The following is a 21,521-nucleotide window of genomic DNA, read 5'->3' as shown; positions in this document are numbered from 1 at the left end:
GTGAACGACGACATTGTGGTGGCGCTGGATGTCGGCGGCACCGGTATCAAGTGCGCCCTCGTCCGCCCGGACGGCACGGTGCACCACGCGGAACGGCATCCGACCCTGGCACAGCGCGGCCCGGAGGCCGTCACCGCGAACATCCTCGACATCGCCGCCGGCCTGGCCGACCGCGCCCGGGCGGACGGGCTGAACCCGGTGGCCGCGGGCGTGGCGGTGCCGGGCGTGGTCGACGAGGAGACCGGCACGGCCGTGTGGTCCAGCAACGTCGGCTTCCGGGACGTACCGCTGCGGGAGCTGGTGACCCGCCGGCTGGAGCTGCCCGCGATGCTCGGCCACGACGTGCGCGTGGGCGGGATGGCCGAGGCTCGCCTCGGCGCCGGCCGTGACCAGCGGCACGTGCTCTTCATCGCGATCGGCACCGGCATCGCGGCCGCCCACGTCGTCGACGGCAAGGCCCTGTCGGGCGCGCACGGCGCGGCCGGCGAGGTGGGACACATCATCGTGCGGCCCGGCGGTCCGCCCTGCGGCTGCGGCGCGCGCGGCTGCCTGGAGGCGATCGCCTCGGCCTCAGCGGTCGGCCGGCGGTACGTCGAGCTCTCCGGTGACGAGGGGGTCACCGCGTACGACGTGGCGACCCGGGCAGCGGCCGGTGAGGAGCTGGCCAACCGGGTCTGGACGGAGGCGGTCGAGGCGTTCGCGGACGGCCTGCTCACCGCTCAGGCGCTCTACGACGCGGGCATCGTCGTGCTGGGCGGCGGGCTCGCCGAGGCCGGGGAGGCGCTGCTCGCCCCGCTGCGGGTCGCGCTCGACGCCCGGATCACCTTCCACCGGATGCCGCGGATCGTCCGGGCGGCCCTCGGCGACACCGCCGGCTGCCTCGGCGCCGCCCTGCTCGCCCTCGACTCCCTGGAGACCGATAAGTGACGGAGAAGGTTCGCGGCCGAGTGGTCCGCCCGGGCGCCGTGGTGCCCGGCGTCGTCGACGTCGACGGCCCGACGATCCTGTCCGTCGCGGAGGACCCGCGGGCCGGCGACGACATCATCGTGCCCGGCTTCGTGGACCTGCACTGCCACGGCGGTGGTGGGCACACCTTCACCCGCGGCGACGCGGCCGACGCGGCGCAGGCCGCCTCCTTCCACCTGCGGCACGGCACCACCACCATGCTGGCCAGCCTGGTCAGTTCGCCGTACGAGCTGATGCGCGACGCGACCGGCGCGTACCTGCCGCTCGTGGCCGAGGGTGCGATCGCCGGTATCCACTTCGAGGGGCCGTACCTGAGCGCGGTCCGGTGCGGCGCCCAGAACCCCGAGTTCCTGCGCGACCCCGCGCTGGAGGAGCTCAGCGCCCTGGTGAAGCTAGGTGCGGGCACGATCCGGATGGTGACGATCGCGCCCGAGCTGCGCGGCGCCTTGGACGCTGTGCGCTTCCTCGTCGAGCACGGCGTGGTGGCAGCGCTCGGGCACACCGATGCGACGTACGAGCAGACCGTGGCCGGTATCGCGGCCGGCGCGACCGTGGGCACCCACGTCTTCAACGGCATGCGCCCGCCGCACCACCGCGAGCCGGGGCCGGTCGTGGCCCTGCTGGACTCCCCCTCGATCGTCTGCGAGCTGGTGGCCGACGGCATCCACCTGCACGACGGGATGTTGCGCTTCGCGGCGCACGCGACGACGTACCGATCCGCCTTGGTCACCGATGCGATGGATGCCGCGGGCATGCCCGACGGTTCCTACGAGCTGGGCGGCCAGGAGGTGACGGTCGCGGACCGGGTGGCCCGCCTCGCGCGCGACGGCTCGATCGCGGGCAGCACCCTGACCATGGACGCGGCGTTCCGGCAGGCGGTGGGTGCGGGCCTGGACCTGCCGACCGCGGTGGCGATGGCGTCGACCACCCCGGCCCGGGCGCTGGGCCTCGGCGATCAGGTCGGCGCGCTGGAGGCAGGTCTGCGCGCGGACCTCGTGGTGCTTTCCGCGGACCTGCAGGTCAAGCGCGTGATGCGCGCCGGGGTATGGATCTAGGTTCCAGATTCCACGGTACGCGGGCCAGCAGGCGAGCCAGGATCAGGCCGAGCAGCAGCCCCGCCACCGAATCGGTGATCCAGTGGAACGCCAGGTAGGTCGTCGTGACGAAGACGATCACCGGCGGCGCGACGCGCAGGGCCAGGTGGGCGCGCCTCGGCAACGGCCTCGCCAGCACCACGCCGAGCAGCACAGTGATCACGAAATACCAGGCCAGCGCGTTGGCGACGTGGCCGGACGGATAGCTCATCGCGTCCTTGCCGGATGCGGCCGGGTTGAACAGGATCGCGCGGTCGGGCCCCGGGAAGGCCGGCGCCGCCCGGTCCAGCCAGATCTTCAGCGGGCCGATCGTCACGTACGTGAGCACGAACGCGCCCGCGAACAGCAGCAGCGGTCGCACGGACCGTAGCCGCCAGGCCGCCAGGCCCGCCAGCACGATCGCCACCGGCATGAGGACCTGACCGCCCTGGCCCAGGTAGTTGAACACGCGCAGCGTCCAGTACAGCGGCGGCGGGCGGTGAGCCGAGACCCAGTCGGCTACCCGGAGGTCCAGGGCCAGCAGGTGGCCGCGAGCGAGCGCGACGGTCAGCAGGGCGAAGCCGGCGAGCAGCACGACGTCCGGCCACCAGCCGCGCACGCGCTGGTCGGGACGGGAGTCGACGGCCGTTTCCTGCATGCCGCCCACGCTACCCAGTCGCGCCAACAGCCCCCGCGGACTTGAAATCGTCATTAAGTCATGAGCCGCTATGGGAGCGCTCCCGTATGGTCTTGCGACACAGTCTTGGGACACGTTTTCTCGTCGCGGAGGTGCAGATTCTCATGGTCGGATCCCGGTTGACCAGACCCGGTAGCCGCGCGCGCCGGTGGCAGGCCGGCATCGTCGCCGGCATCGCGGTGGTCGGCGTCGGCGTCGGGCTGGGCGTCGCGTCGGCCGACGAGACGGTGCCCACCGTCAGCTGCCCGAAGGTCACGATCGGCGTGGCGGTGCCGGCGCAGCAGCAGGCGGACGTCCAGCGAAACCTGGCTCTGCTCGACGAGCAGGTCGCCGAGGCGAACGAGCGCCTGCGCACCACGGCCGGCCAGGGCGGTCCGAACTTCGTCCAGAACGCCATCCTCGGGCCGCTGCGCGACAAGCGGTTCGCCACGATCAACCGGATCGAGACGGCGATCGGGCGCAACGCGCCGAAGCCCGACCTGAACGCCGAGGGACTGTCGGCGTGCACCCTCCGCCAGGCCGCCGGGACTGCACCACCGGTCCGGCCCACCGCTGCGCCGACCCGCACCACCCCGGCCGCGCCGACCAGCCCGGCCAAGCCGACCACCGCGCCCACCACCGCCGCACCGGCGAAGCCGACCACCACCGCTCCGCCGGCATCCCCGGCTCCCCGCGGGACCCCGGTGGCTATCAACGGCCGGCTGAGGGTGTGCGGCACGCAGCTGTGCAACAAGAACAACAAGCCGGTGCAGCTTCGCGGCATGAGCAGCCACGGCCTGCAGTTCTTCCCCAACTGCGTCAACGCCGGCTCGCTGGCCGCGCTGCGCAACGACTGGAACGCCGACTTCATCCGGCTGTCCATGTACGTCCAGGAGGGCGGCCTCGAGACCGACCCGGCACGCTTCACGGCGAAGGTGAACGGCCTCGTCGACCAGGCGACCAAGCTCGGGCTGTACGTGATCGTGGACTTCCACATCCTCACCCCGGGCGACCCCAACGTGAACCTGGGCCTGGCCAAGACCTTCTTCCAGAACGTCTCCGCCGCCCACGCCGCGCAGGACAACGTGATCTACGAGATCGCCAACGAACCGAACGGGGTGAGCTGGGACGGCATCAAGACCTACGCCGAGAAGGTCATCCCGGTCATCCGCAGGAACAAGCCCGACAGCGTGGTCATCGTCGGCACCCGGGGCTTCTCGTCGCTGGGGCTCTCCGACGGCAGCGACGAGAACGAGATCGTCAAGGACCCGGTCAAGTTCGGCAACGTCATGTACACGTTCCACTTCTACGCGGCGTCGCACCGGGAGGACCGGCGGGCGGTCGTCGCGCGGGCCGCGAAGAAGCTGCCGCTGTTCGTCACCGAGTTCGGCAGCCAGACCTTCACCGGCGACGGTCCCAACGACTTCGCCAGCACGACGGCGTGGCTCGACCTCCTGAAGAGCCTGAAGATCGGGTACGGGATGTGGAGCCTCTCCGACGGCCGGGAGAGCAACTCGGTGTTCAAGCAGGGCACCTGCGCCGGCACCCGGTTCGCGGGCACGGGCGTCCTGACGGAGTCCGGCCGCTACATCCGCAGCCGGATCCTCACGGGCGTCGGCACTCCCTAGATGTAGTTCTTCAGCTTCACGGCGAGAAGGTCGGCACGGACGCCGGAATTCGGGCAGCCGCCGAAGTGGTGCAGCGCGACGACCTTGTCGGTCTTGCGGGACAGCACCGGGCTGCCGCTCGAGCCACCCTCGGTGTCGCAGTAGTAGGACACGTCCGAGTCCCGCGCGTACCCGTCGAACGCGTTGTCGGCGACGGCGCACGTGCCGGCCTTTTCCCCCAGCCGCCCGGCGATGCGGGTCGGCTCCCCGGCCGGGTGCTGCGGCACGTACAGCTCCTGGCCGCGGATCGGGCGTGCGGTGTCCAGCGTCAGGTAGCCGAACTTCTGCACCGCGGCGAAGTTCTCCACGGTGAAGAGGGTGTAGTCGTACACGTGGTTGGTGGTCAGGACCCGGTCACCCCAGACCTTCGTGGGCCGGAAGACGTCGTAGCCGCCGCACTTCGCGCACTGGTAGTTGAACCACACCTCGGTCTCGTACGCGTCGTCCGAGTTGTCGAAGCAGTGGTTGTTGGTCAGCATGCGGTTCTTCGCGCCGATCCGCCATCCGGTGCAGAGCTCGGTGCCGTTGATCAGCAACCGCGCGATCGACTTGGACCGCGTGTACGCGACCGGGTCCGAGGACCGGTAGCAGACCGCGTCGCGGCTCTCGTCGCTGCCGCAGACGGACTCCTCGCGGCCCGTACGGTTCGGGTTGGTCAGCTGCTTCTCGGGCGTCGCCTCCTGCTCCTTCCTGGTGAAGCCCTTGGCGACCTGGTCGACCCGTACGCCCAGGCTGCCGAGCAGCGAGTTCACCAGGGAACCGCCGCCACGGTGCACCTCCAGGACGGCGGTGTCGCCGGTGATCGACATCGCCCACCGGCCGGTCGGCGCCGCGCCGTCCAGCAGCTTCGGCGCGTCGTAGCGGTAGGACTCCGTGCCGGCGGGATCCGCGACGGTCACGTAGTCGCCCGGCAGCATCGCCATGCGGCTGAAGTGCAGCTTCACGTACGAGGCGCCCGGGTAGCGGAAAACCTCACGCTTCGGGGCGCCGTACCCGAGCAGCTTGTCGACGTCGATCAGGGTGCCGACCTGCTGCCGGCCGTCCTCGGCCGACCGGGTGGCGGACTCGCTCTTGGCTTTGACCTTGCCTTCGCTGGGGGCTTCGGTCTTGGCAGAGGCCGCCGCCTGCGGGGCGCCTGCCGCAGTTCCGGACACGGCAGCCGGCTGCTGCACCGCGACGGGCGTGGGCGCGGCGATCGCGGGCTCGTGCCAGGTGCCGACCTTCCGGCCCTCTTCCACCATCTGCGTCCAGGCCACGGCACTAGCCGAACCGACCAGTGCCAGGGCGGCACACGCCCCGGCGACGATGCTCACCGCGCGTCGCACATTCACTCCCGTCCCCAAAGTCACATCGCCGACATAAGGAACAATCAGGCGATCTCGCTTCTGTGTAACGAGCCACGTGCGGCAGCGACGCGCCGCAGCGAGCGTGCACACTGGGGTTCGTGCGCATCACCTCAGCCCTCGTCGACCCGGCATTGCTGGATCTGCCGTGGCACGTACCGCTGGAGGACTGGCCGGCGGACCACCTGGTCGCGCTGCCGCAGGGCATCTCCCGGCACGTCGTTCGGTTCGTCAAGCTCAACGACACGGTGTACGCCCTGAAGGAGACCCGGGAGCGGATCGCCGAAAAGGAGTACGACCTCTTGCGCGCCCTCGAGCGGATCGACTTCCCGGCGGTGGAGGCCGTCGCGATCGTCACCGACCGCACGGACGAGCACGGTGAACCGCTGGAGACCGTGCTGATCACCCGGCACCTGCAGTTCTCTCTGCCCTACCGGGCGCTGTTCTCGCACGTGCTGCGCCCGGAGACGATGAACCGGCTGCTCGACGCGCTCGCGGCGCTGATCGTGCGGATGCACCTCACCGGCTTCTCGTGGGGCGACTGCTCACTGTCCAACACGCTGTTCCGCCGCGACGCCGGCGCCTTCGCGGCATACCTCGTCGACGCCGAGACCGGAAACCTCTATCCGAAGCTCTCCGAGGGGCAGCGCGGCGAGGACATCGAGATCCTGCGGCTCAACATCTTCGGCGAGTGCCTCGACCTGGAGGCCGCCGAGCTGCTGCACGAGGCGATCGACCCGGAGGCCGTCGTCGACGACATCGTGGCGCGCTACGAGCGGCTGTGGCACGAGGTCACGTACGAGCAGGAGGTCCCGCGGGACGCCCGCCACGACATCGAGGGCCGCATCCGCCGCCTCAACGACCTGGGCTTCGACGTCGCTGAGGTGGCCATGTCCACCGTGGACGGCGGCTACCGGGTGCGCCCCAAGGTCGTGGACGCCGGCTACCACACCCGGCGGCTGCTGCGCCTGACCGGACTCGACGCGGAGGAGAATCAGGCCCGGCAGCTGCTCAACGACCTGGACGCGTACCGGGCCGAGAGCGACCTGATCGACGAGCAGCAGGCCGCGCACCGCTGGCTGACCGAGGTGTTCGAGCCGGTCGTCCGCGCGGTGCCCGCCCACCTGCGGCGCAAGCTGGAGGCACAGGAGATCTTCTCGCAGATCATCCAGCACAAGTGGCTGCTGTCCGAGCGGGCCGGCCGCGACGTGGGCATGGGACCGGCCGTGCAGTCGTACCTGACCGACGTGCTCGCCCACAAACCCGACGAGCAGGCCGTGCTGGGTCCTACGGCGCCTGCTCGAGCATGAGCGGCTCCGGCGGCGGGGTGGCCTGCTCGACAAGGGCGCGCAGGCCGGCGCGGCGGGCGACCACGAAGATGCGGTCACCGGCGGTCAGCACCCGCCGGGGATCCGCCGCCCAGTCGACCCGTTCCTCGCCGGCGGCGGACAGGCCGATCACCCGTACGCTCTGCGTCCGGTCGGCCCGGCTCAGCTCGGCACCGTCCAACGGGGACCCGGGCAGCACCTGAACCGCGGCGACCAGCAAGGCGTGCCGGTCGACCGGAATCGTCGCGAGGACCTCGCGCTCGAGCATCGCCGCGGCGAAGGCCGGCGCCGCCAGCCGCGAGACGCTGCGGGAGATGTCGATGCTGAAGGCGGTCTGCACACGCCGGGCGAAGTCATCGTCGAAGAGCCGCAGCACCACCCGCAGATCCGGACGGGCGGCGCGGGCGTTCAGCGCCGCCTGCAGGTTGGTGACGTCATCGGTGGAGACCACGACCAGCGCCTTGCTGGTGGCCACGGACGCCGAGCGCAGGGTCTCCTCGAGCGCCGCGTCACCGACGATCAGGGGCACCCCGAGTTGCTCGGCCACCTTCGCGCCGCGGGCGTCCGGCCGGCGGTCGATCGCGACGACCTCCAGTCCCAGATCGACGAGTTGCCGCAGCACCCGGGTGCCGACGTTGCCCAGGCCGACCACCACGATGTGGCCCTCGCGGTCGTTCGTGACGGTGCCGCGGGCCAGCGCCAGCCGCGCGTTGACCATGCCCTCGACCACGGCGGCGGTGATCAGCGGCAGCAGTGCCAGCCCCGCGATGGTGAGCACGAGCTGGGCCGCCTGAGCCAGCGGATTGAGATTCTTCTCCACATCGGACGAACCGACCGCGGTGAGCAGCGTGACGTAGATGGACCTCCACAGACCGTCCACATTGGCGGCGTGGGCCAGCACCGTGCCGGAGATCGCGGTCACGGCCAGCGTGATGACGACCGCCATGCCGAGCTTGCGGCTCAGCGCCGCCCGCAGTCCCCGGCCCAGCGTGGCGAGGGGATGCCGCCGACGCTTGCGGGCTCTCACCAGCCGCTCGGCGGCGAGGGTCTGCCCGGCCGGGCGCCCGGTGGCTTCGGCGAGGACGAGATCCGTGGGCCGCTCCGCGCCGGGTGCGGGCGTTGCCGGCAGAACGTCCACCCGGCCGGCGCCGTCCGCCACGGTGAGGGCACAGATGATGTGCTCCGGCCGTACGTCGGCACGCCGCGCTACGTAGACCGTGCGGCCGGGGAGGCGTACGTGCGTCGGCGCCACCTCACCCAGCGACGCCGCTACGAATGCCGGGGCCGCCATCGCCGCGTCGGAAAGGACGGCGCAGTCGGCGAAGAGGCGGCGGACGCCGTACCCGAGACCGGAGTTGAACATCCGGATCACCAGCCGCAGGTCCGGCTCGACCGCCTGGGCGCAGAGAGCGGCGTGCAGGTTCACGACGTCGTCCGGCATGACCAGCGCCAGCGCCGCAGCACCCGCCAGCCCGGCCGAGCGGAACGTGCGCTCGTCGAGACGGTCGGCGCGCACGATCCGTACGCCGCGCAGGGCACTCAGATCGGGCACGTCCGACCGCAGCCTCGGCGGCACGATCACGGTCAGCCGGATCCGGTGGCCGGCGTTCGCCAGCTCCTCGGCGACCGTGTAGACCAGCGCGTCCGCACCGCAGACGACGAAATGCGGCCGGGTGTCGCCGTTGCGCGGCAGCCCCTCGCGCAGCCGGGAGACCAGCGATCGCCGGATCGGTTCGCGGAGGGGATCGACGGCCATGGGCGCATGGTAGTCAGCCGGAACCCTCTCGCGTGGCCGCTCGTTGCCCCTTCCGAGTCTTTTGTCCCCTTCTCGCAGGAGGAAGATCAATGCGCAAGTGGTTCTATGCCGGGGCCGTGGTCGGCGGCTTCCTGCTGTTCGGCGCGGCACCCGCGCAGGCCGACGACGTGGTCCCGGGCCCGGCGGGCGGCCTCACCGGCCTGCTGCCGGCGCAGGGCACCGGCCTCGACCCCGCGGGTGGCCTGAGCCTGCCCAACCCGCTCGGCGACGCCCCGCTCGTCGACGTCAAGCCCGGTACGAACAGCGCCGACCTGAACAGCCTGGACGTGGCACCGCCCGGCACGGCCCCGGCCGACCTGCCCACCGACCGCACCCCGGCCACCACGGTGCCGGCCGAGGAACTGCCTGCGGCGGACGTGGTCGGCGGGGCGCTGCCGCAGACCTCGAGCGTCCTGCCGTCCAACCTGCTCGGCGGGGACCTCCTCGGCCAACTGCCGCTGCTCGGCGGCCTCGGCGGGCTCACCCCGGACGGCCGCATCCCCGGCGCGGCGTCGCAGGAGTCGGGCCTGTTCACCGGCGGGCTGCCCCTGCTCGGCGGCCTCGGCGGACTGCTGCCGGCGAACGAGATCCCCAGCGGTGCGGGAGCCCTCCCGGCCGTGAACGGCCTGCCGGCCGGCGGCACCGACGTGACGCCGTCCGCCCTCGCCGGCCAGACCGCCGACGACCCGGCGGACGACCCGCGGGCCCACGAAGAGCCGGCCGACGACGAGGCCACGCCGCAGCGCACCTTCTCCGCGGGCGGTCGCCCGATCGCCGGCCGGGATCGCGACTTCTAGCATCATTGCCCCATGCAGACCTTTTTGCCGTACCCGGACTTCGTCGCCAGCGCGCACGCGCTGGACCAGAAGCGGCTCGGCAAACAGCGGGTGGAGACGATCCAGGTGCTGCGCGGCCTCGTGCAGCCCGGATACGGCTGGCGCCACCACCCGGCGGTCAAGATGTGGAAGGGGTACGAGGAGGCCTTGGTCCGGTACGGCCTCGACATGTGCGGCGTGTGGGTGGCCACGGGCCGGGCGGACACGACGGCCGACACCATGCGCGCCGACGCCGCCGCGGCCCGGGGCCTCACCGAGATCCGTACGCAGGACGACCTCGCCGCCGCCGGCGAACTGCCGCCCTGGCTCGGCGACGACGCGCTGCACCTCAGCCACCGCTCGGCCCTGGTCCGCAAGGACCCCGACTTCTACCGGCCGCTGTTCGGTGACGTCCCGGCGGACCTGCCCTACGTCTGGCCCGGTTCCGACCGCAGCTGAGTCACGTCCCACGAGAGCAGGAGGAACGGCTCCTCGTCGTCCGAGCCGGCCCGGCGGTACGTCTTCTGCGCGGCCTCGTTGTCCTGCTCGGTGCCGACCCACATCCCGTAGCAGCCCCGCTCTCGCGCGAGCCGGGCCAGCGCCTCCACGAGGGCGGTGCCGATGCCCCGCAGCCGGGCGTGAGGCGCCACGCCGAGCTCATAGACGAACATCTCCGTACCCTTGTCGGGATGGGTCATCTCCACCCCGGTGACCATGCCGACCGCCCGCTCGCCGTCGAACGCCATCAGCAGGTGATGCCCGGGAGCGGCAAGAAACTTCTCGGTCGCGTCCGGCAGCGGCGGCCCGTCGAACAGATCAGCGGCCCGGTGCACGACGGCGGCATCTGTGATCCGCTCGATACGCATGGCGACACCTTAGTGGTGCAATCACCCCATGGCCCGCATCGCGTACGACGACAGCAGCGCAGCCGCCTTCGCCGCCACCCGCCACCTCCCCACCGCCGGTCTCGACGAATGGCGAACCGCCGTAACCCGGCACGTCCCGCCCCAGGGAACGCTCCTGGACATCGGCGCCGGCACGGGCATGTGGTCCCGCGAATTCGCGACGTGGTTCCCGGCGCTGCAGGTGGTGGCGGTCGAGCCCTCAGCGAGCATGCGCGCCCGCTCCGGCTTCTCGCCGATGATCGGAGGGGACGCGCTGGCCCTTCCGCTGCGGGCGGGATCGGTGGACGTCGTCTGGCTCTCCACCGTGATCCACCACATTCCGGACCTGGCCGGCCTGGCCCGCTCCCTGCGACGGGTGCTGCGGCCGGGCGGCAGAGTGCTGATCCGCTCGGCGTTCGCGGGTCGCCCCGACGGCATCTCCCTGTTCCGCTGGTGGCCCGAAGCGACCCGGGTGCTCGACACCTTCCCCGGCGTCGCGGACGTCGAGGAGGCCTTCGCCGGTTTCCACGCCGACCCGGTCGAGGCCGTACCGCAACTGTCGGCGCCGTCATTGGCGGCGGCGGCTGACGGATTCCGCCGTGCGGCTCACACGCCGCTGCAGCTCATCACCGACGAGGAATACGCCGCCGGGCTGGAACGGCTGCGGGCGGCGGCTCAGGCGGATCCCCATCGGCCGCTGATCGACTGTTTGGATCTGCTGGTGCTGCGCTTGCCGGGCATCTGAGGCCCCTGCCTGGAATCGAGCCCGCTATCGACCGAGATTGGACCTTGCAGGACGTGCATGCTCACCCAGTGGTGCGATCCGGCGGCGGCGGCCCCTCAGTTTCCGAATCCAGCGGCGATCCACCGGCAGCGGCCGAAAGAGCTGCAGCGCGGGCGGGATCCGCTGTGGCGCGCGCCCATTGCGCCGCCAGACGTCGACCAACATCCCCTCTCGCAAGCAGGATGATGGCGAGCGCCCCGATTGCCACCCCTACACCGATGGCCGCCAAGCCGAGCACCAAGTTGCCCTGAAGAAGTGCGAGGACGCCCATGCTTCCGATTGCCATCCCACCGGCAATAACGGCTAGCGGTTGTGCAACTGCGCTACGTGCGAGCCCAGCGGCGCCTACACCAACGAGGCACACCGCAAACACGACGATGCCTACCGCGAACGCGGTGCCGCTGTAGATCAGCCAGGCGAGGCCGCCACCCGCCGTCAATATTCCGGCGGAGATGGAGCCCCAGTGGAGGCCGGTGTCGCCATAAAGCAACTTAGCGACGCCGATGATGATCGCTGCCAGCGCCACGGCAACACCAGCGTAACCAGGGCCGGCTGCACCGCGGTTCAGCGCGATGACACCCATGATCATCACCATGACCCCGACGGCGATGACCGCCACCAGGGCACCGGTATCGCCGCTCATCCATACGGCAGCGACCGAGCCGACCATTGTCACGCCAAAGACGAACAACACCACGCCGAGCTGAGACTCACGGCCGAGCACCCAGTGGAGGCCCTGACCGATCGCCGCGACCCCGATACCGACTACAGAAGCATGCAACAGCAGGCCGAACCCAGCGATGTGATCAATCGACGTAAGCGTCGCTCCAGCGGTGAACAAGACGACCGCACCTGCAGCCCATGGCGCCAGCCATGCAGGACCCAGCCCGGCCAGCAACACCGCCGCGACTGCCAGAACAAGCATGCTCCGAGCGGACCAGCGCACAACCAACGACCTCGTGGGCAGCCGACGCAGCCGGATCACCGCCGCCATAACTGCTGCGGCCGCCGCGGCGACCGCTACAGCCCGCCAGCGGTAGTCGTTACTGATGATATTGATGGCCAGTCCACCAGTGGTCCCTAGCAAGAACGTCGCCAGGCGCTCTCTCCCGCCATGCCTCGCACGACCAGGCCGCTCAGGATGATCTGTTGCAGATCGATTACTCACCGTGTCATCATGGCCGCTTCCCCGAAGGGGTGACTCCCTGGGAGCCCCGCGCTCGGGCCGCGTGAGCACTTCGACGCGCAGCGGGGAAGTAACAGCTGCCCTACTAAAGCCCTCACGGAGCGATCATGCGGCCCAGATCAGCTCGTCCACTGGTCAGGGCCATTCTCTGGAGCCCCCGGTCGGAATCGAACCGACGACATCCTGTTTACAAGACAGGTGCTCTGGCCAACTGAGCTACAGGGGCAAGGGCCTCAGCATAGCTGCTGACCCCGCCACCACCCGAAACGCCCGGGGCGGTATCGCACCTTGGCAGAACATGAAAAAAAGTTTACGGTGGCGGGGCGTGCGGCCCGCCGTACGCGTTCCTCCCACTCGGATCGTCCGGCACGTTCCTGCCGGTGGAAAGGAAGTCGATTCCCCATGGCTACCGTCACCTATGACAAGGCCTCCCGGATCTACCCGGGCTCCGACCGTCCCGCCGTCAACGAGTTGAACCTCGAGATCGGCGACGGCGAATTCCTCGTCCTGGTCGGCCCCTCGGGTTGTGGCAAGTCCACCAGCCTGCGCATGCTCGCCGGCCTCGAGGACGTCGACCGCGGCCGGATCCTCATCGAGGGCAAGGACGTCACCAACCTGCCCCCGAAGTCGCGCGACATCGCGATGGTCTTCCAGAACTACGCCCTGTACCCGCACATGTCGGTGTACGAGAACATGGCGTTCGCCCTGAAGCTGCGGAAGACCCCGAAGTCGGAGATCGACCGCCGGGTCAAGGAGGCCGCCCAGCTGCTTCAGCTCGACGAGTACCTCTCGCGCAAGCCGAAGGCGCTCTCCGGCGGTCAGCGTCAGCGTGTCGCCATGGGCCGGGCCATCGTCCGCGAGCCGCAGGTGTTCCTCATGGACGAGCCGCTGTCGAACCTCGACGCGAAGCTGCGCGTGCAGACCCGTTCGCAGATCGCGACGCTGCAGGCCAAGCTCGGCATCACCACCGTCTACGTCACGCACGACCAGGTCGAGGCCATGACGATGGGCCACCGGGTCGCCGTCATGCTCGACGGTGTGCTGCAGCAGTGCGACACCCCGCGGGCGCTCTACGACACCCCCGGCAACGTCTTCGTCGCCGGCTTCATCGGCTCGCCCGCCATGAACATCAAGACCGTGCCACTGCAGGAGGCCGGCGCGAGCTTCGCCGAGCTGGCCGTGCCGCTGACGCGCGAGCAGGTCGCCGCCGCCCAGTCCGGCGGCGGCAAGGTCACCATCGGCTTCCGCCCCGAGGCCACCGACCTGGTCGCCCCGACCGCGGGTGGCCTGCCGGTCGTCGTCGACCTCGTCGAGGACCTCGGCTCGGACGCCAACGTCTACGGCCACGCGGCCCTCGACGGCGGCTCGGAGCGGTTCGTCGTCCGCACCGACCGGCGCAACATGCCCTCCATGGGCGAGACGGTGTTCATCAAGCCGCAGCCGGAGCAGGTGCACGTGTTCAACGCCACCACGGGCGAGCGCATCTGACCACACGTACGTGACGAAGGGCGGTTCCCTCCGGGGAGCCGCCCTTCTACGCGAACGTGTGCACGACGAAGTCCTCGGCCGCCACACACGCCAGGTGTTGCTGATCCCAGGCGCAGGTTGCCGACCGTACGTCCGCCAGCGAGCCCAGCGGCACCGCGGGGTCACCGAGGTGCTCGCCGGAGAGCGCCGGGTCATCCGGCGACGTGGACAGCGCCTTCGAGAAGAGCAGCACGTTGCCGCCGTCCAGCCGGGCGGCCGCACCGGCCCGGGCCCACGAGACGCGGCCGTCGCCGTCAAGGAGCGTCGTCTGGCCGGGTGAGGTGTTCTGCGCGACGAGCACGGACTCGCCGACCGGCACCAGATTGTCGGCCTCCGTCACGGCCCGCGACCACAGCACCCCGCCCTTGGCGACGTCGACCGCCACGACCTTGGCCGTCTTGCTGTCGTACGCGGTCTTCTGCACGAAGCAGACCCGGTCGTCACCGCACGGGGTCAGATGCTCGAGCGAGCTGTCGGCCGGAGCCGTGTAGGGCACCTTCGGCTCGCCGAGTTTGCCCAGGTCGTAGGCCACGATCCGCCGGGTCTCGGCGGACTCGGCCACGATCAGCCGCCCGTTGTGCGCGATCACCTCGTCGTCCGGGTCGGCCACACTCTGCCGCGGCCCGGCCACCACGTGCCCGTTGCGCGCGTCGATCACCCGGGCGGACCGGTCGGCGCCGATCTGCACGAGCCGCTCATCGTCGTCCATCGGCGCGGCGAACGGCACCCCGCCGGTGGTGGCGGCCCCGGCCAGGTCGTCGCCCGTGGTGGCGGTGACGACCTTGGTGCTCTGGCCGTACTCGGATTTGGGGTTCTTGAGCTCCCACGCGACCTTGCCCTGACCGCGGACCTGGAGGCCGACGAGGCGGAGCTCGGTGCGGTCGACGAGGACCGCGGTGTCGCCGGCGAAGAGCATGTCGTCGTTGCTCGCGATCCGCCGCTCCCACATCTTGTGGCCGTTACCGGGATCGAGCAGCACCATGCGGCGCGACCCGGTGTCGCTGTCGGTGTCGCTGATCGCGACGACGGCGTGCGGCAGCGAGAAGAAGAACTCCCAGCCGGCGGCGACCCCGGCCTCCTTGCTGCTCCACTCCGTCTTGCCGGTGCCGGCATCGGCGGCGACGACACCCAGCTGCCCGGTGTCGTCGGCGCTCGCGAAGTAGGCGCGATCATCCCGCAGGGCGGCGGCGGAGAACGCCGAGGTCACGGGCACGGCCGGCTTCACCCGCTTCGCGTCGCTCAGCGGCTGGTAGTCCAATGCGGAATATCCGGGCCAGAGCAGCACGGCCGCGGTCGCGGCCACCCCGAGCACGACGACGGTCGCGGCGGCGACGATCCAGAGACCCTTTCTCCGGTACGCCGGGAGCTTCCGTTCCGCCGACGGAGCGGCCGAGGCGAGCCAGGGCTCGGCGGGTGCACCCGAGGTCGGCAGCACGAACGGGGCGCCACTGCCGGCGGCGATCGCGGCCGCCTCGCCGGTGGCCCAGGGATCGACGGGCTCGGCATATTGCGGTTCCGCGCCGCCGTCTCCCGGCTGCCCTGCGGCCGAGCGGCCGGGGGTCGACGGGCCGGCGGCGGGCGCATCCTGTCGGCCGGCGGAGCCCCGACCCGCGGCGGACGAACCGGCACCGGACGAGCCCGCGGCGGACCAACCGGCGCCGGACGGGCCCGCGTCTGACGAACCGGCGCCGGACGGGCCCGCGGCGGACGAACCGGCGCCGGACGGGCCCGTGGCCGGCGAGGAGGGGGCGGACGGCCCGGCGGCGGGGGCCAGGTCGGCCGGGGTGGGGAGGCCGGCGGCGGTCGAGGTCGGCGGCCCGAACGCCGCGGTGAACGGACCCGGGGCAGCGGGCGAGGTCGGCGGCCCGAACGCGGCGGTGAACGGGCCCGGGGCAGCGGCCGCACCGGTCTCCTCGGTGAGCGGCCCGGCGGCTTCGGTGTGCAGGCCGGTGCCGGTCGGCGCCGGCCCGCCGTGGGCGACTGTGTCCACCATCGGCTCCACCGCCGCCGCTCGGAACGGTTTCGCCGGCGTGGAGTCGGCCGGGACCGCGGCCAGGAGCGCCCCCTCCGCCACCGGGAGCTCGGGCTGCTCCAGCACCGTCGGAGCGACGCCCAGCTCGCTGTGCAGCAGGCGCGCCACCAGCGGCACCCGTGACGAGCCGCCGACCAGGAACAGGCCGGCGAGGTCGGCCGGGCTCAGCCCCGCCGCCTTCACCACCGCGTCGGCCTCCGCCACGCCTCGGCGTATCAGCGGGGCCGCCACCATCTCGAGTTCGTCGCGGGTGAGGTGCACCGCATGCTCGACGCCCGGCACGGCGACGGGTGCCTGCGCCGTACGGGACAGCATCTCCTTGGCGCCACGGACGTCGTCCCAGAACTGCCGCCGGGCACGCCACTGGGGAAGCGTCACCGGTTCGCGCAGCGCGGACCAGGCGGCGGGCTCCGACGAGGCCAGCGCCATGCCGACGTGGCCGACCAGGGCCGCGTCGATGTCGAGGCCGCCCAGGTCGTCGAGGCCGCCGGAGGAGACCACCTCGAAGCGCGCCCGGCCGTCCGGTCCGGCGCCCTCGTTGCGGACCACGGCGATGTCCAGCGTGCCGCCGCCGAAGTCGAACACGCCGAGCGCGGCGCCGACCGGCACCGGCCGCCGCAGCACCTCGGCGAAGTAGCGGGCCGCTGCCACCGGCTCCGACACGAGCTGCGTCGCCGGGGGCCAGCCCGCCAGCGCCAGGGCCTGGGTGAGGACATTGCGGCGTTCCGTGCCCCATGCGGCCGGACAGGTCACGACCGCCGGTGGCAGGAAGCCGGCGGCCGCCACGGCCTCGCGCGCCACCGCCTCGAGCAGCGCGGCGAGCAGATCGGGCACCGGCACCTCCGCCCCGCCGAGCAGTACGCTCCCCGCGTCGACGTGCCGCTTCGGGTTGGGTTCGAGGCGGGCAGGCTCCGCGTAGCCGAGGCGTACGGCGTCGTGGCCCACGTGCAGGCGGCCGGTCGCGTCGAGGTAGACCGCCGAGGGCAGCAGGGGCCGGCCGTCGAAGAGCAGCGGTCGTACCCGCCCGTCGGGCCAGCGCAGCATGGCGACGGTGTGGGATGTGCCCAGGTCAACACCGAGCATGCGCTGCCCCTCCGCCAACGGACCACTCGGCCCGCCACGTTACAGGGCGGGTACGACCACCCGAGGATCCGACGGGGCGTCAGCCGTACAGGCGGCGGCGCGCAACCTCCGCGAGGGTGACCGCGGCGGCGACGCTCGCGTTGAGCGACTCCACCGTGGAGGCCATCGGGATGCTGACCCGCAGGTCGCACGTCTCGCCGACCAGCCGGGACAGTCCGCGGCCCTCCGAGCCGACCACCACGAGCAGCGGGCCGACCGCGGCTTCGAGCTGGTAGAGGTCCGTCTCGCCGTCCGCGTCCAGGCCGATCGCGGTGAAGCCGGCCTGCTGGGCCGCCTTGATCGCCCGGGTCAGGTTGACCACCTGGGCGACCGGCACCCGGGCGGCCGCACCGGCGCTGGTGCGCCAGGCCGTCGCGGTGATGCCCGCCGCGCGGCGCTCGGGCACGAAGACGCCGTGCGCGCCGAAGGCGGCCACCGACCGGATGACCGCGCCCAGGTTGCGCGGGTCGGTCACCCCGTCGAGGGCCACCAGCAGCGGGGCTGTCTGCTCCATCGAGGCGGCCACGAGGTCGTCGAAGTTCTCGTACGCGAACGGCGGCACCTGCAGGCCGACGCCCTGGTGCAGCACCCCGCCGGTCATCCGGTCGAGCTCGTTGCGGCTGACCTCGAGGATCGGGATGCCGCGGTCGCCGGCCGTACGCGCGATCTCGGTGATCCGCTCGTCGATGTCGATGCCCTGCGCGACGTACAGTGCGGTCGCCGGAACCAGCGCGCGCAGCGCCTCGACCACCGGGTTGCGGCCGAGCAGCAGCTCCGGACCTTCCTTGGTGGGGTTGGAGCGACGGCCGGGGGCGATCCGGGGACCGCGGCTCTGCATCCGTGCGCCGCGCTGCGGGGCCGGGCGTCCGGTGGCACGGCCGCCGCCGCGACCCCAGGTGGTGTCCTTGGTGCCGGGGATGCCGACCTTGGGGGCGCGCCCCTCGGCGGCCGCCGCGCGGCGCTCCTTCTCCTGCTTACGGGCGGTCTTCTCGGGCAGCTTCTCGGTGCCGGAGTAGCCCTTGTGCCACGGTCGTTCGTCGGCGGGCAGGGTCTTGCCACGGCCCTTGAGCCCGGCGCGGTTCTTGCCGCCGGAGCCCGCCGCGGCGCCCTTCTTCGACGTGACGCGCTTGCTCGCGTTACGGGAGTTTCCTGGCATCAGTGCTGCTCTCCTACCGTCCAGCGCGGCCCGGTCGGAGTGTCCTCCACCTGAATTCCCGCGTTCTTGAGCTGGTCGCGAACCGAGTCGGCCGCCGCCCAGTCCTTGCGTGCCCGCGCCTGTGCCCGCTGCTCCAGCGCGAGCTTCACCAGCGAGTCGACCACCGGCTTGAGGTCGCCGCCGGTCTCACCGCCGCCCCACGCCTCGTCCAGCGGGTCGAGCCCGAGCACCCCGAGCATGGCCCGGACCTCGGTCAGCGCCGCGCGTACGCCGGTCTCGTCGGAGGCCGCCAGCGCGGTGTTGCCCTCGCGGATCGTGTCGTGCACGACCGCGAGCGCCGCCGAGGTGTTGAGGTCGTCGTTCATCGCCGCGGCGAACGCCGGCGGGACCTCCTTGGGCCGGCCGGGGCCGACCACCTCGACGGCACGCTGCACGAAGCCCTCGATGCGCTTGTAGGCCGTGGCCGCCTCCCGCAACGCGTCATCGGAGTAGTCGATGCGCGACCGGTAGTGCGGCACCCCGAGGTAATAGCGCAGCTCGACCGGGCGGATGCCCATGGCCCGCACGGCCTCGACGTCGATGACGTTGCCCAGCGACTTGCTCATCTTGGCCTCGCCGAGGTTGAGCAGCGCGTGGTGCACCCAGTAGCGGGCGAACGGCAGGCCGGCCGCGCGCGACTGCGCGATCTCGTTCTCGTGGTGCGGGAACGTGAGGTCGAGCCCGCCGCCGTGGATGTCGAACTCGTCGCCGAGGTAGCGGCGCGCCATCGCGGAGCACTCGATGTGCCAGCCCGGCCGGCCGCGGCCCCACGGCGAGGGCCACGAGGCGTCGGCGGGCTCGTCGGCCTTGAGGCCCTTCCAGACCGCGAAGTCCTCGGGGTGGCGCTTGCCGCGCTCCGGCGCCTCCCCGGCCGACAGCATGTCCTCGGGCTTCTGCCCGGACAGCGCGCCGTACTCGGGGTAGCTGGCCACGTCGAAGTACACGTCGCCGTTGGCCTCGGCCGACGCGTACGCGTGCCCGCCCGCGATCAGCGTCTCGATCAGCTCGTGCATCTCGGGGACGTGGCCGGTGGCGAGCGGCTCGTACGTCGGCGGCAGCACGTTGAGCGCGCGGTAGTCGGCGTCGAGGACGAGCTTGTTCGCGTACGCGATGGCCCAGAACGGCCGGCCGGTCTCCAGCGACTTGACCAGGATCTTGTCGTCCACGTCCGTGACGTTGCGCACGAAGGTGACCTCGTAGCCGGAGTGGATCAGCCAGCGCCGCAGCACGTCGTAGCTGACGGCGCTGCGCAGGTGGCCGATGTGGGGCACCGACTGAACGGTCAGACCGCAGAGGTAGATACCGGCCTGACCGGGCGTCTTCGGGACGAAGTCCCGGACGGATCGGGTCGCGGTGTCGTGCAGCCTGAGGGTCACCGTACAAGGGTACCGACCTTCGAAAGCGGATAACCGCCCCGTCCGAGTGCCCGGACGGGGCGGTGGTCCACCACCGGGTCAGCGGCCGCCGACCGCCTTGTACGCGTCGACGATGCCGTGCCCGTAGAAGCCGTTGAACGCCTTCGGTCCGGCACAATACGCGTCGAACTCGGCGGTGTAACCCTCGTTCGCGTAGCTGCGCAGGCGCGGCTCCGGGCACGCGGTCTTCTCCGCCGTACGGTACAGCTGGGCCTCCACCAGGTCGGGGTTCATCGTCAGGCCGCCCCGCCACCAGTCGTGGTGGCCGTACCGGCTGACGATCAGCGCCGCGACGCCCGCGGCGTGCGGCGACGCCATCGAGGTGCCCGCCAGGTACGTGTAGTAGCCGCAGGTGCCGCTCGTGCAGTCCTTGAACACCGTCGGGCTGACCGGGTTGCCGGCGGCGTCGACCGCCCCGCTCGCCTGCAGAACCTTCAGCGGGTACGTCGACAGGATGTTGTTCGCCGCGTTGTTGTACTGCGGCGTACCGAAGAAGTCCCGGGTGAAGCCGCCCGGCGCGGCGACGCCGATCTGCTCCGTGCCGTAGTTGGAGTACTGCGACTTCGACTTCGAAGGGCCGACAGCCGACACGCCGATGACGTGCGGGCCCTCGGCGGGCAGCGTGAAGCAGGTGCTGTTGTCGATCGTCCGCTGGTACGGGTCGGAACCGTAGTCGGGGCTGCTCACGTCCTCCTGCGGGTCGTTCAGGTTGTCGTGCTGGTTGCCCAGCGCGCCGACCAGAGTGACGCCGTGGCTGTGGGCGTAGTTCAGCGCCCGCTTCATGCCCGTGATGATCGCCTGCTGCTCGGCCTGCGCCTCGGGTGCGTCGGCCGGGTTGGCCTTGCAGTTGTAGAGCCACGGGTCGACGTAGAAGGACATGTTGACCACGTCGATGCCGGCGTCGCCCGCGTACGTGAGCGCGTTGACCACCGGGTCGAGGAAGAAGTAGCCGGAGTCCTGACCGCCCTTGAGCTCGACCAGGGTGACGTTCGGGGCGACGCCGGACACGCCCGAGCCGTTGGCGGCGGCGGCGATGGTGCCGGCCACGTGAGTGCCGTGGCCGCCGTCGTCGGTGCCGACCGGGTCGACGCAGCCCTCGACCTCGCAGGCGCCGTCGATGTCCACCAGGTCCGGCGCGAAGTTGCGGGACAGGCGGGTGCTGAAGTTGGGCGCGAGGTCGGGATTGGACGCGTCGAGCCCCGTGTCGAGCACGCCGACGGTGACGCCGCGCTCGCCCTTCTCGATGGCGCGGGCCTTGTCGGCCTTGACCATCCTGAGGCCCCAGAGCTTGTCGTCGAGCGGGTCGGGCGTCGTCGCGCCGTTCGGGCCGCGGCCGTGCAGCGCCTCGGTGACCGGCTGCTCGACGGCCGGCGAGACCTTGGGCGCGTACCCGATCGCCCTGCTGGCCGAGGCACCGATCAGCGCGTCGGACCGCGCGGCGCGGGCCTTGAAGTCCACGGCGGACGAGGTGACCTTGTACGTCCCCACGGCGGTGTTGGTGGACAGCACCGTGCCGCCGGCCGCGGTGATCGCGGCGATGGCGTCGGACGTGGAGATCCCGTCGCCGGCGACAACGGTGTATTCGATGGCGGTGGCGGCGCTCGCCGGCGCGGTGGGCAGTCCGACGAGGAGGGCGGCGAGGCTCGTCGCGGTGGCGACGGCCCCGGCCGTCAGGCGTCTTCTCATCTCCGCATTCCATCGAAGGAGACGATC

The 21,521-nt window shown here is 71.6% G+C and carries 17 protein-coding genes and 1 tRNA gene; 8 read left to right on the top strand and 10 right to left on the bottom strand.

The features are described from left to right. Together ACIBO8_RS03100 and nagA are read left to right on the top strand one after the other, a co-directional pair. The gene (locus ACIBO8_RS03100) at nucleotides 1-927 is read left to right on the top strand and encodes an ROK family protein (RefSeq protein ID WP_396113409.1); all 927 of its coding nucleotides are present in this window, start codon (nucleotides 1-3) and stop codon (nucleotides 925-927) included. Beyond that, nucleotides 924-2,021 (top strand): N-acetylglucosamine-6-phosphate deacetylase, encoded by a 1,098-nt coding sequence (gene nagA / locus ACIBO8_RS03095; protein ID WP_396113408.1) that lies wholly within the window; start codon nucleotides 924-926, stop codon nucleotides 2,019-2,021. The genes ACIBO8_RS03100 and nagA overlap by 4 nt, the downstream gene beginning before the upstream one ends. Here the strand turns inward: nagA and ACIBO8_RS03090 are convergent. Beyond that, nucleotides 1,987-2,697: a phosphatase PAP2 family protein gene (locus ACIBO8_RS03090; RefSeq protein ID WP_396113407.1), complete on the bottom strand. Its 711-nt coding sequence runs from the start codon at nucleotides 2,695-2,697 to the stop codon at nucleotides 1,987-1,989. The genes nagA and ACIBO8_RS03090 overlap by 35 nt on opposite strands. Nucleotides 2,698-2,855: 158 nt before the next feature. Between ACIBO8_RS03090 and ACIBO8_RS03085 the strand changes: the two genes are divergently transcribed. Next, nucleotides 2,856-4,343, top strand: a complete 1,488-nt coding sequence (locus ACIBO8_RS03085; protein ID WP_396113406.1) for a glycoside hydrolase family 5 protein — start codon at nucleotides 2,856-2,858, stop codon at nucleotides 4,341-4,343. Here the strand turns inward: ACIBO8_RS03085 and ACIBO8_RS03080 are convergent. Further along, complete coding sequence (locus tag ACIBO8_RS03080) at nucleotides 4,340-5,707, bottom strand: trypsin-like serine peptidase (protein WP_396113405.1); 1,368 nt, start codon at nucleotides 5,705-5,707, stop codon at nucleotides 4,340-4,342. The genes ACIBO8_RS03085 and ACIBO8_RS03080 overlap by 4 nt on opposite strands. Before the next feature lie 119 nt (nucleotides 5,708-5,826). On the opposite strand from ACIBO8_RS03080, the gene ACIBO8_RS03075 reads away from it, so the two are divergent. Further along, nucleotides 5,827-7,035 (top strand): DUF4032 domain-containing protein, encoded by a 1,209-nt coding sequence (locus tag ACIBO8_RS03075; protein WP_396113404.1) that lies wholly within the window; start codon nucleotides 5,827-5,829, stop codon nucleotides 7,033-7,035. Here ACIBO8_RS03075 and ACIBO8_RS03070 read toward each other — a convergent pair. Beyond that, nucleotides 7,013-8,809: a potassium channel family protein gene (locus tag ACIBO8_RS03070; protein ID WP_396113403.1), complete on the bottom strand. Its 1,797-nt coding sequence runs from the start codon at nucleotides 8,807-8,809 to the stop codon at nucleotides 7,013-7,015. The two genes, ACIBO8_RS03075 and ACIBO8_RS03070, sit on opposite strands and share 23 nt — an antisense overlap. Before the next feature lie 89 nt (nucleotides 8,810-8,898). On the opposite strand from ACIBO8_RS03070, the gene ACIBO8_RS03065 reads away from it, so the two are divergent. Then, complete coding sequence (locus ACIBO8_RS03065; RefSeq protein ID WP_396113402.1) at nucleotides 8,899-9,645, top strand: hypothetical protein; 747 nt, start codon at nucleotides 8,899-8,901, stop codon at nucleotides 9,643-9,645. Nucleotides 9,646-9,657: 12 nt separating this feature from the next. Continuing rightward, nucleotides 9,658-10,122, top strand: a complete 465-nt coding sequence (locus ACIBO8_RS03060) for an MSMEG_6728 family protein (protein WP_396113401.1) — start codon at nucleotides 9,658-9,660, stop codon at nucleotides 10,120-10,122. Here the strand turns inward: ACIBO8_RS03060 and ACIBO8_RS03055 are convergent. Continuing rightward, the gene (locus tag ACIBO8_RS03055; RefSeq protein WP_396113400.1) at nucleotides 10,092-10,529 is read right to left on the bottom strand and encodes a GNAT family N-acetyltransferase; all 438 of its coding nucleotides are present in this window, start codon (nucleotides 10,527-10,529) and stop codon (nucleotides 10,092-10,094) included. The genes ACIBO8_RS03060 and ACIBO8_RS03055 overlap by 31 nt on opposite strands. Nucleotides 10,530-10,557: 28 nt before the next feature. Here ACIBO8_RS03055 and ACIBO8_RS03050 point away from each other — a divergent pair, with 28 nt between their 5' ends. Then, nucleotides 10,558-11,292, top strand: coding sequence for a class I SAM-dependent methyltransferase (locus ACIBO8_RS03050; protein WP_396113399.1), 735 nt, complete (start codon nucleotides 10,558-10,560; stop codon nucleotides 11,290-11,292). Between the two features lie 61 nt (nucleotides 11,293-11,353). On the opposite strand, the gene ACIBO8_RS03045 is transcribed toward ACIBO8_RS03050, so the two are convergent. Next, a complete protein-coding gene (locus tag ACIBO8_RS03045; protein WP_396113398.1) occupies nucleotides 11,354-12,256 on the bottom strand; it encodes a hypothetical protein in 903 nt (300 codons plus the stop codon). 410 nt (nucleotides 12,257-12,666) lie between these two features. Beyond that, nucleotides 12,667-12,743 (bottom strand) — tRNA-Thr (locus tag ACIBO8_RS03040). A gap of 176 nt (nucleotides 12,744-12,919) precedes the next feature. On the opposite strand from ACIBO8_RS03040, the gene ACIBO8_RS03035 reads away from it, so the two are divergent. Further along, entirely contained in the window at nucleotides 12,920-14,005 is a 1,086-nt protein-coding gene (locus ACIBO8_RS03035) for an ABC transporter ATP-binding protein (RefSeq protein ID WP_396113397.1), read from the top strand. Nucleotides 14,006-14,051: 46 nt separating this feature from the next. On the opposite strand, the gene ACIBO8_RS03030 is transcribed toward ACIBO8_RS03035, so the two are convergent. The 4 genes from ACIBO8_RS03030 to ACIBO8_RS03015 form a co-directional block, all read right to left on the bottom strand. Further along, nucleotides 14,052-17,159 (bottom strand): Hsp70 family protein, encoded by a 3,108-nt coding sequence (locus ACIBO8_RS03030; protein WP_396113396.1) that lies wholly within the window; start codon nucleotides 17,157-17,159, stop codon nucleotides 14,052-14,054. A gap of 79 nt (nucleotides 17,160-17,238) precedes the next feature. After that, nucleotides 17,239-18,354, bottom strand: coding sequence for a 23S rRNA (guanosine(2251)-2'-O)-methyltransferase RlmB (gene rlmB / locus ACIBO8_RS03025; protein ID WP_396113395.1), 1,116 nt, complete (start codon nucleotides 18,352-18,354; stop codon nucleotides 17,239-17,241). Further along, the gene (gene cysS, locus ACIBO8_RS03020) at nucleotides 18,354-19,769 is read right to left on the bottom strand and encodes a cysteine--tRNA ligase (RefSeq protein WP_396113394.1); all 1,416 of its coding nucleotides are present in this window, start codon (nucleotides 19,767-19,769) and stop codon (nucleotides 18,354-18,356) included. The genes rlmB and cysS overlap by 1 nt, the downstream gene beginning before the upstream one ends. 78 nt (nucleotides 19,770-19,847) lie before the next feature. Continuing rightward, a complete protein-coding gene (locus tag ACIBO8_RS03015) occupies nucleotides 19,848-21,494 on the bottom strand; it encodes a S8 family serine peptidase (protein WP_396113393.1) in 1,647 nt (548 codons plus the stop codon). Between the last annotated feature and the right edge of the window lie 27 nt (nucleotides 21,495-21,521).

The sequence above is a fragment of the Actinoplanes sp. NPDC049681 genome (assembly GCF_044465265.1).
Lineage (GTDB): Bacteria > Actinomycetota > Actinomycetes > Mycobacteriales > Micromonosporaceae > Actinoplanes.
Note: the sequence above shows the minus strand (reverse complement) of the source record. Positions and strands in the feature narration are given on the sequence as shown.

What these genes read in the sequence shown, in the direction of transcription:
- ACIBO8_RS03090 (WP_396113407.1), bottom strand. Translation starts at nt 2,697, where the DNA reads ATGCAGGAAACGGCCGTCGACTCCCGTCCCGACCAGCGCGTGCGCGGC.
- ACIBO8_RS03070 (WP_396113403.1), bottom strand. Translation starts at nt 8,809, where the DNA reads ATGGCCGTCGATCCCCTCCGCGAACCGATCCGGCGATCGCTGGTCTCC.
- ACIBO8_RS03065 (WP_396113402.1), top strand. Translation starts at nt 8,899, where the DNA reads ATGCGCAAGTGGTTCTATGCCGGGGCCGTGGTCGGCGGCTTCCTGCTG.
- ACIBO8_RS03060 (WP_396113401.1), top strand. Translation starts at nt 9,658, where the DNA reads ATGCAGACCTTTTTGCCGTACCCGGACTTCGTCGCCAGCGCGCACGCG.
- ACIBO8_RS03055 (WP_396113400.1), bottom strand. Translation starts at nt 10,529, where the DNA reads ATGCGTATCGAGCGGATCACAGATGCCGCCGTCGTGCACCGGGCCGCT.
- ACIBO8_RS03050 (WP_396113399.1), top strand. Translation starts at nt 10,558, where the DNA reads ATGGCCCGCATCGCGTACGACGACAGCAGCGCAGCCGCCTTCGCCGCC.
- ACIBO8_RS03045 (WP_396113398.1), bottom strand. Translation starts at nt 12,256, where the DNA reads ATGCTTGTTCTGGCAGTCGCGGCGGTGTTGCTGGCCGGGCTGGGTCCT.
- ACIBO8_RS03035 (WP_396113397.1), top strand. Translation starts at nt 12,920, where the DNA reads ATGGCTACCGTCACCTATGACAAGGCCTCCCGGATCTACCCGGGCTCC.
- ACIBO8_RS03030 (WP_396113396.1), bottom strand. Translation starts at nt 17,159, where the DNA reads ATGCTCGGTGTTGACCTGGGCACATCCCACACCGTCGCCATGCTGCGC.
- rlmB (WP_396113395.1), bottom strand. Translation starts at nt 18,354, where the DNA reads ATGCCAGGAAACTCCCGTAACGCGAGCAAGCGCGTCACGTCGAAGAAG.
- ACIBO8_RS03015 (WP_396113393.1), bottom strand. Translation starts at nt 21,494, where the DNA reads ATGAGAAGACGCCTGACGGCCGGGGCCGTCGCCACCGCGACGAGCCTC.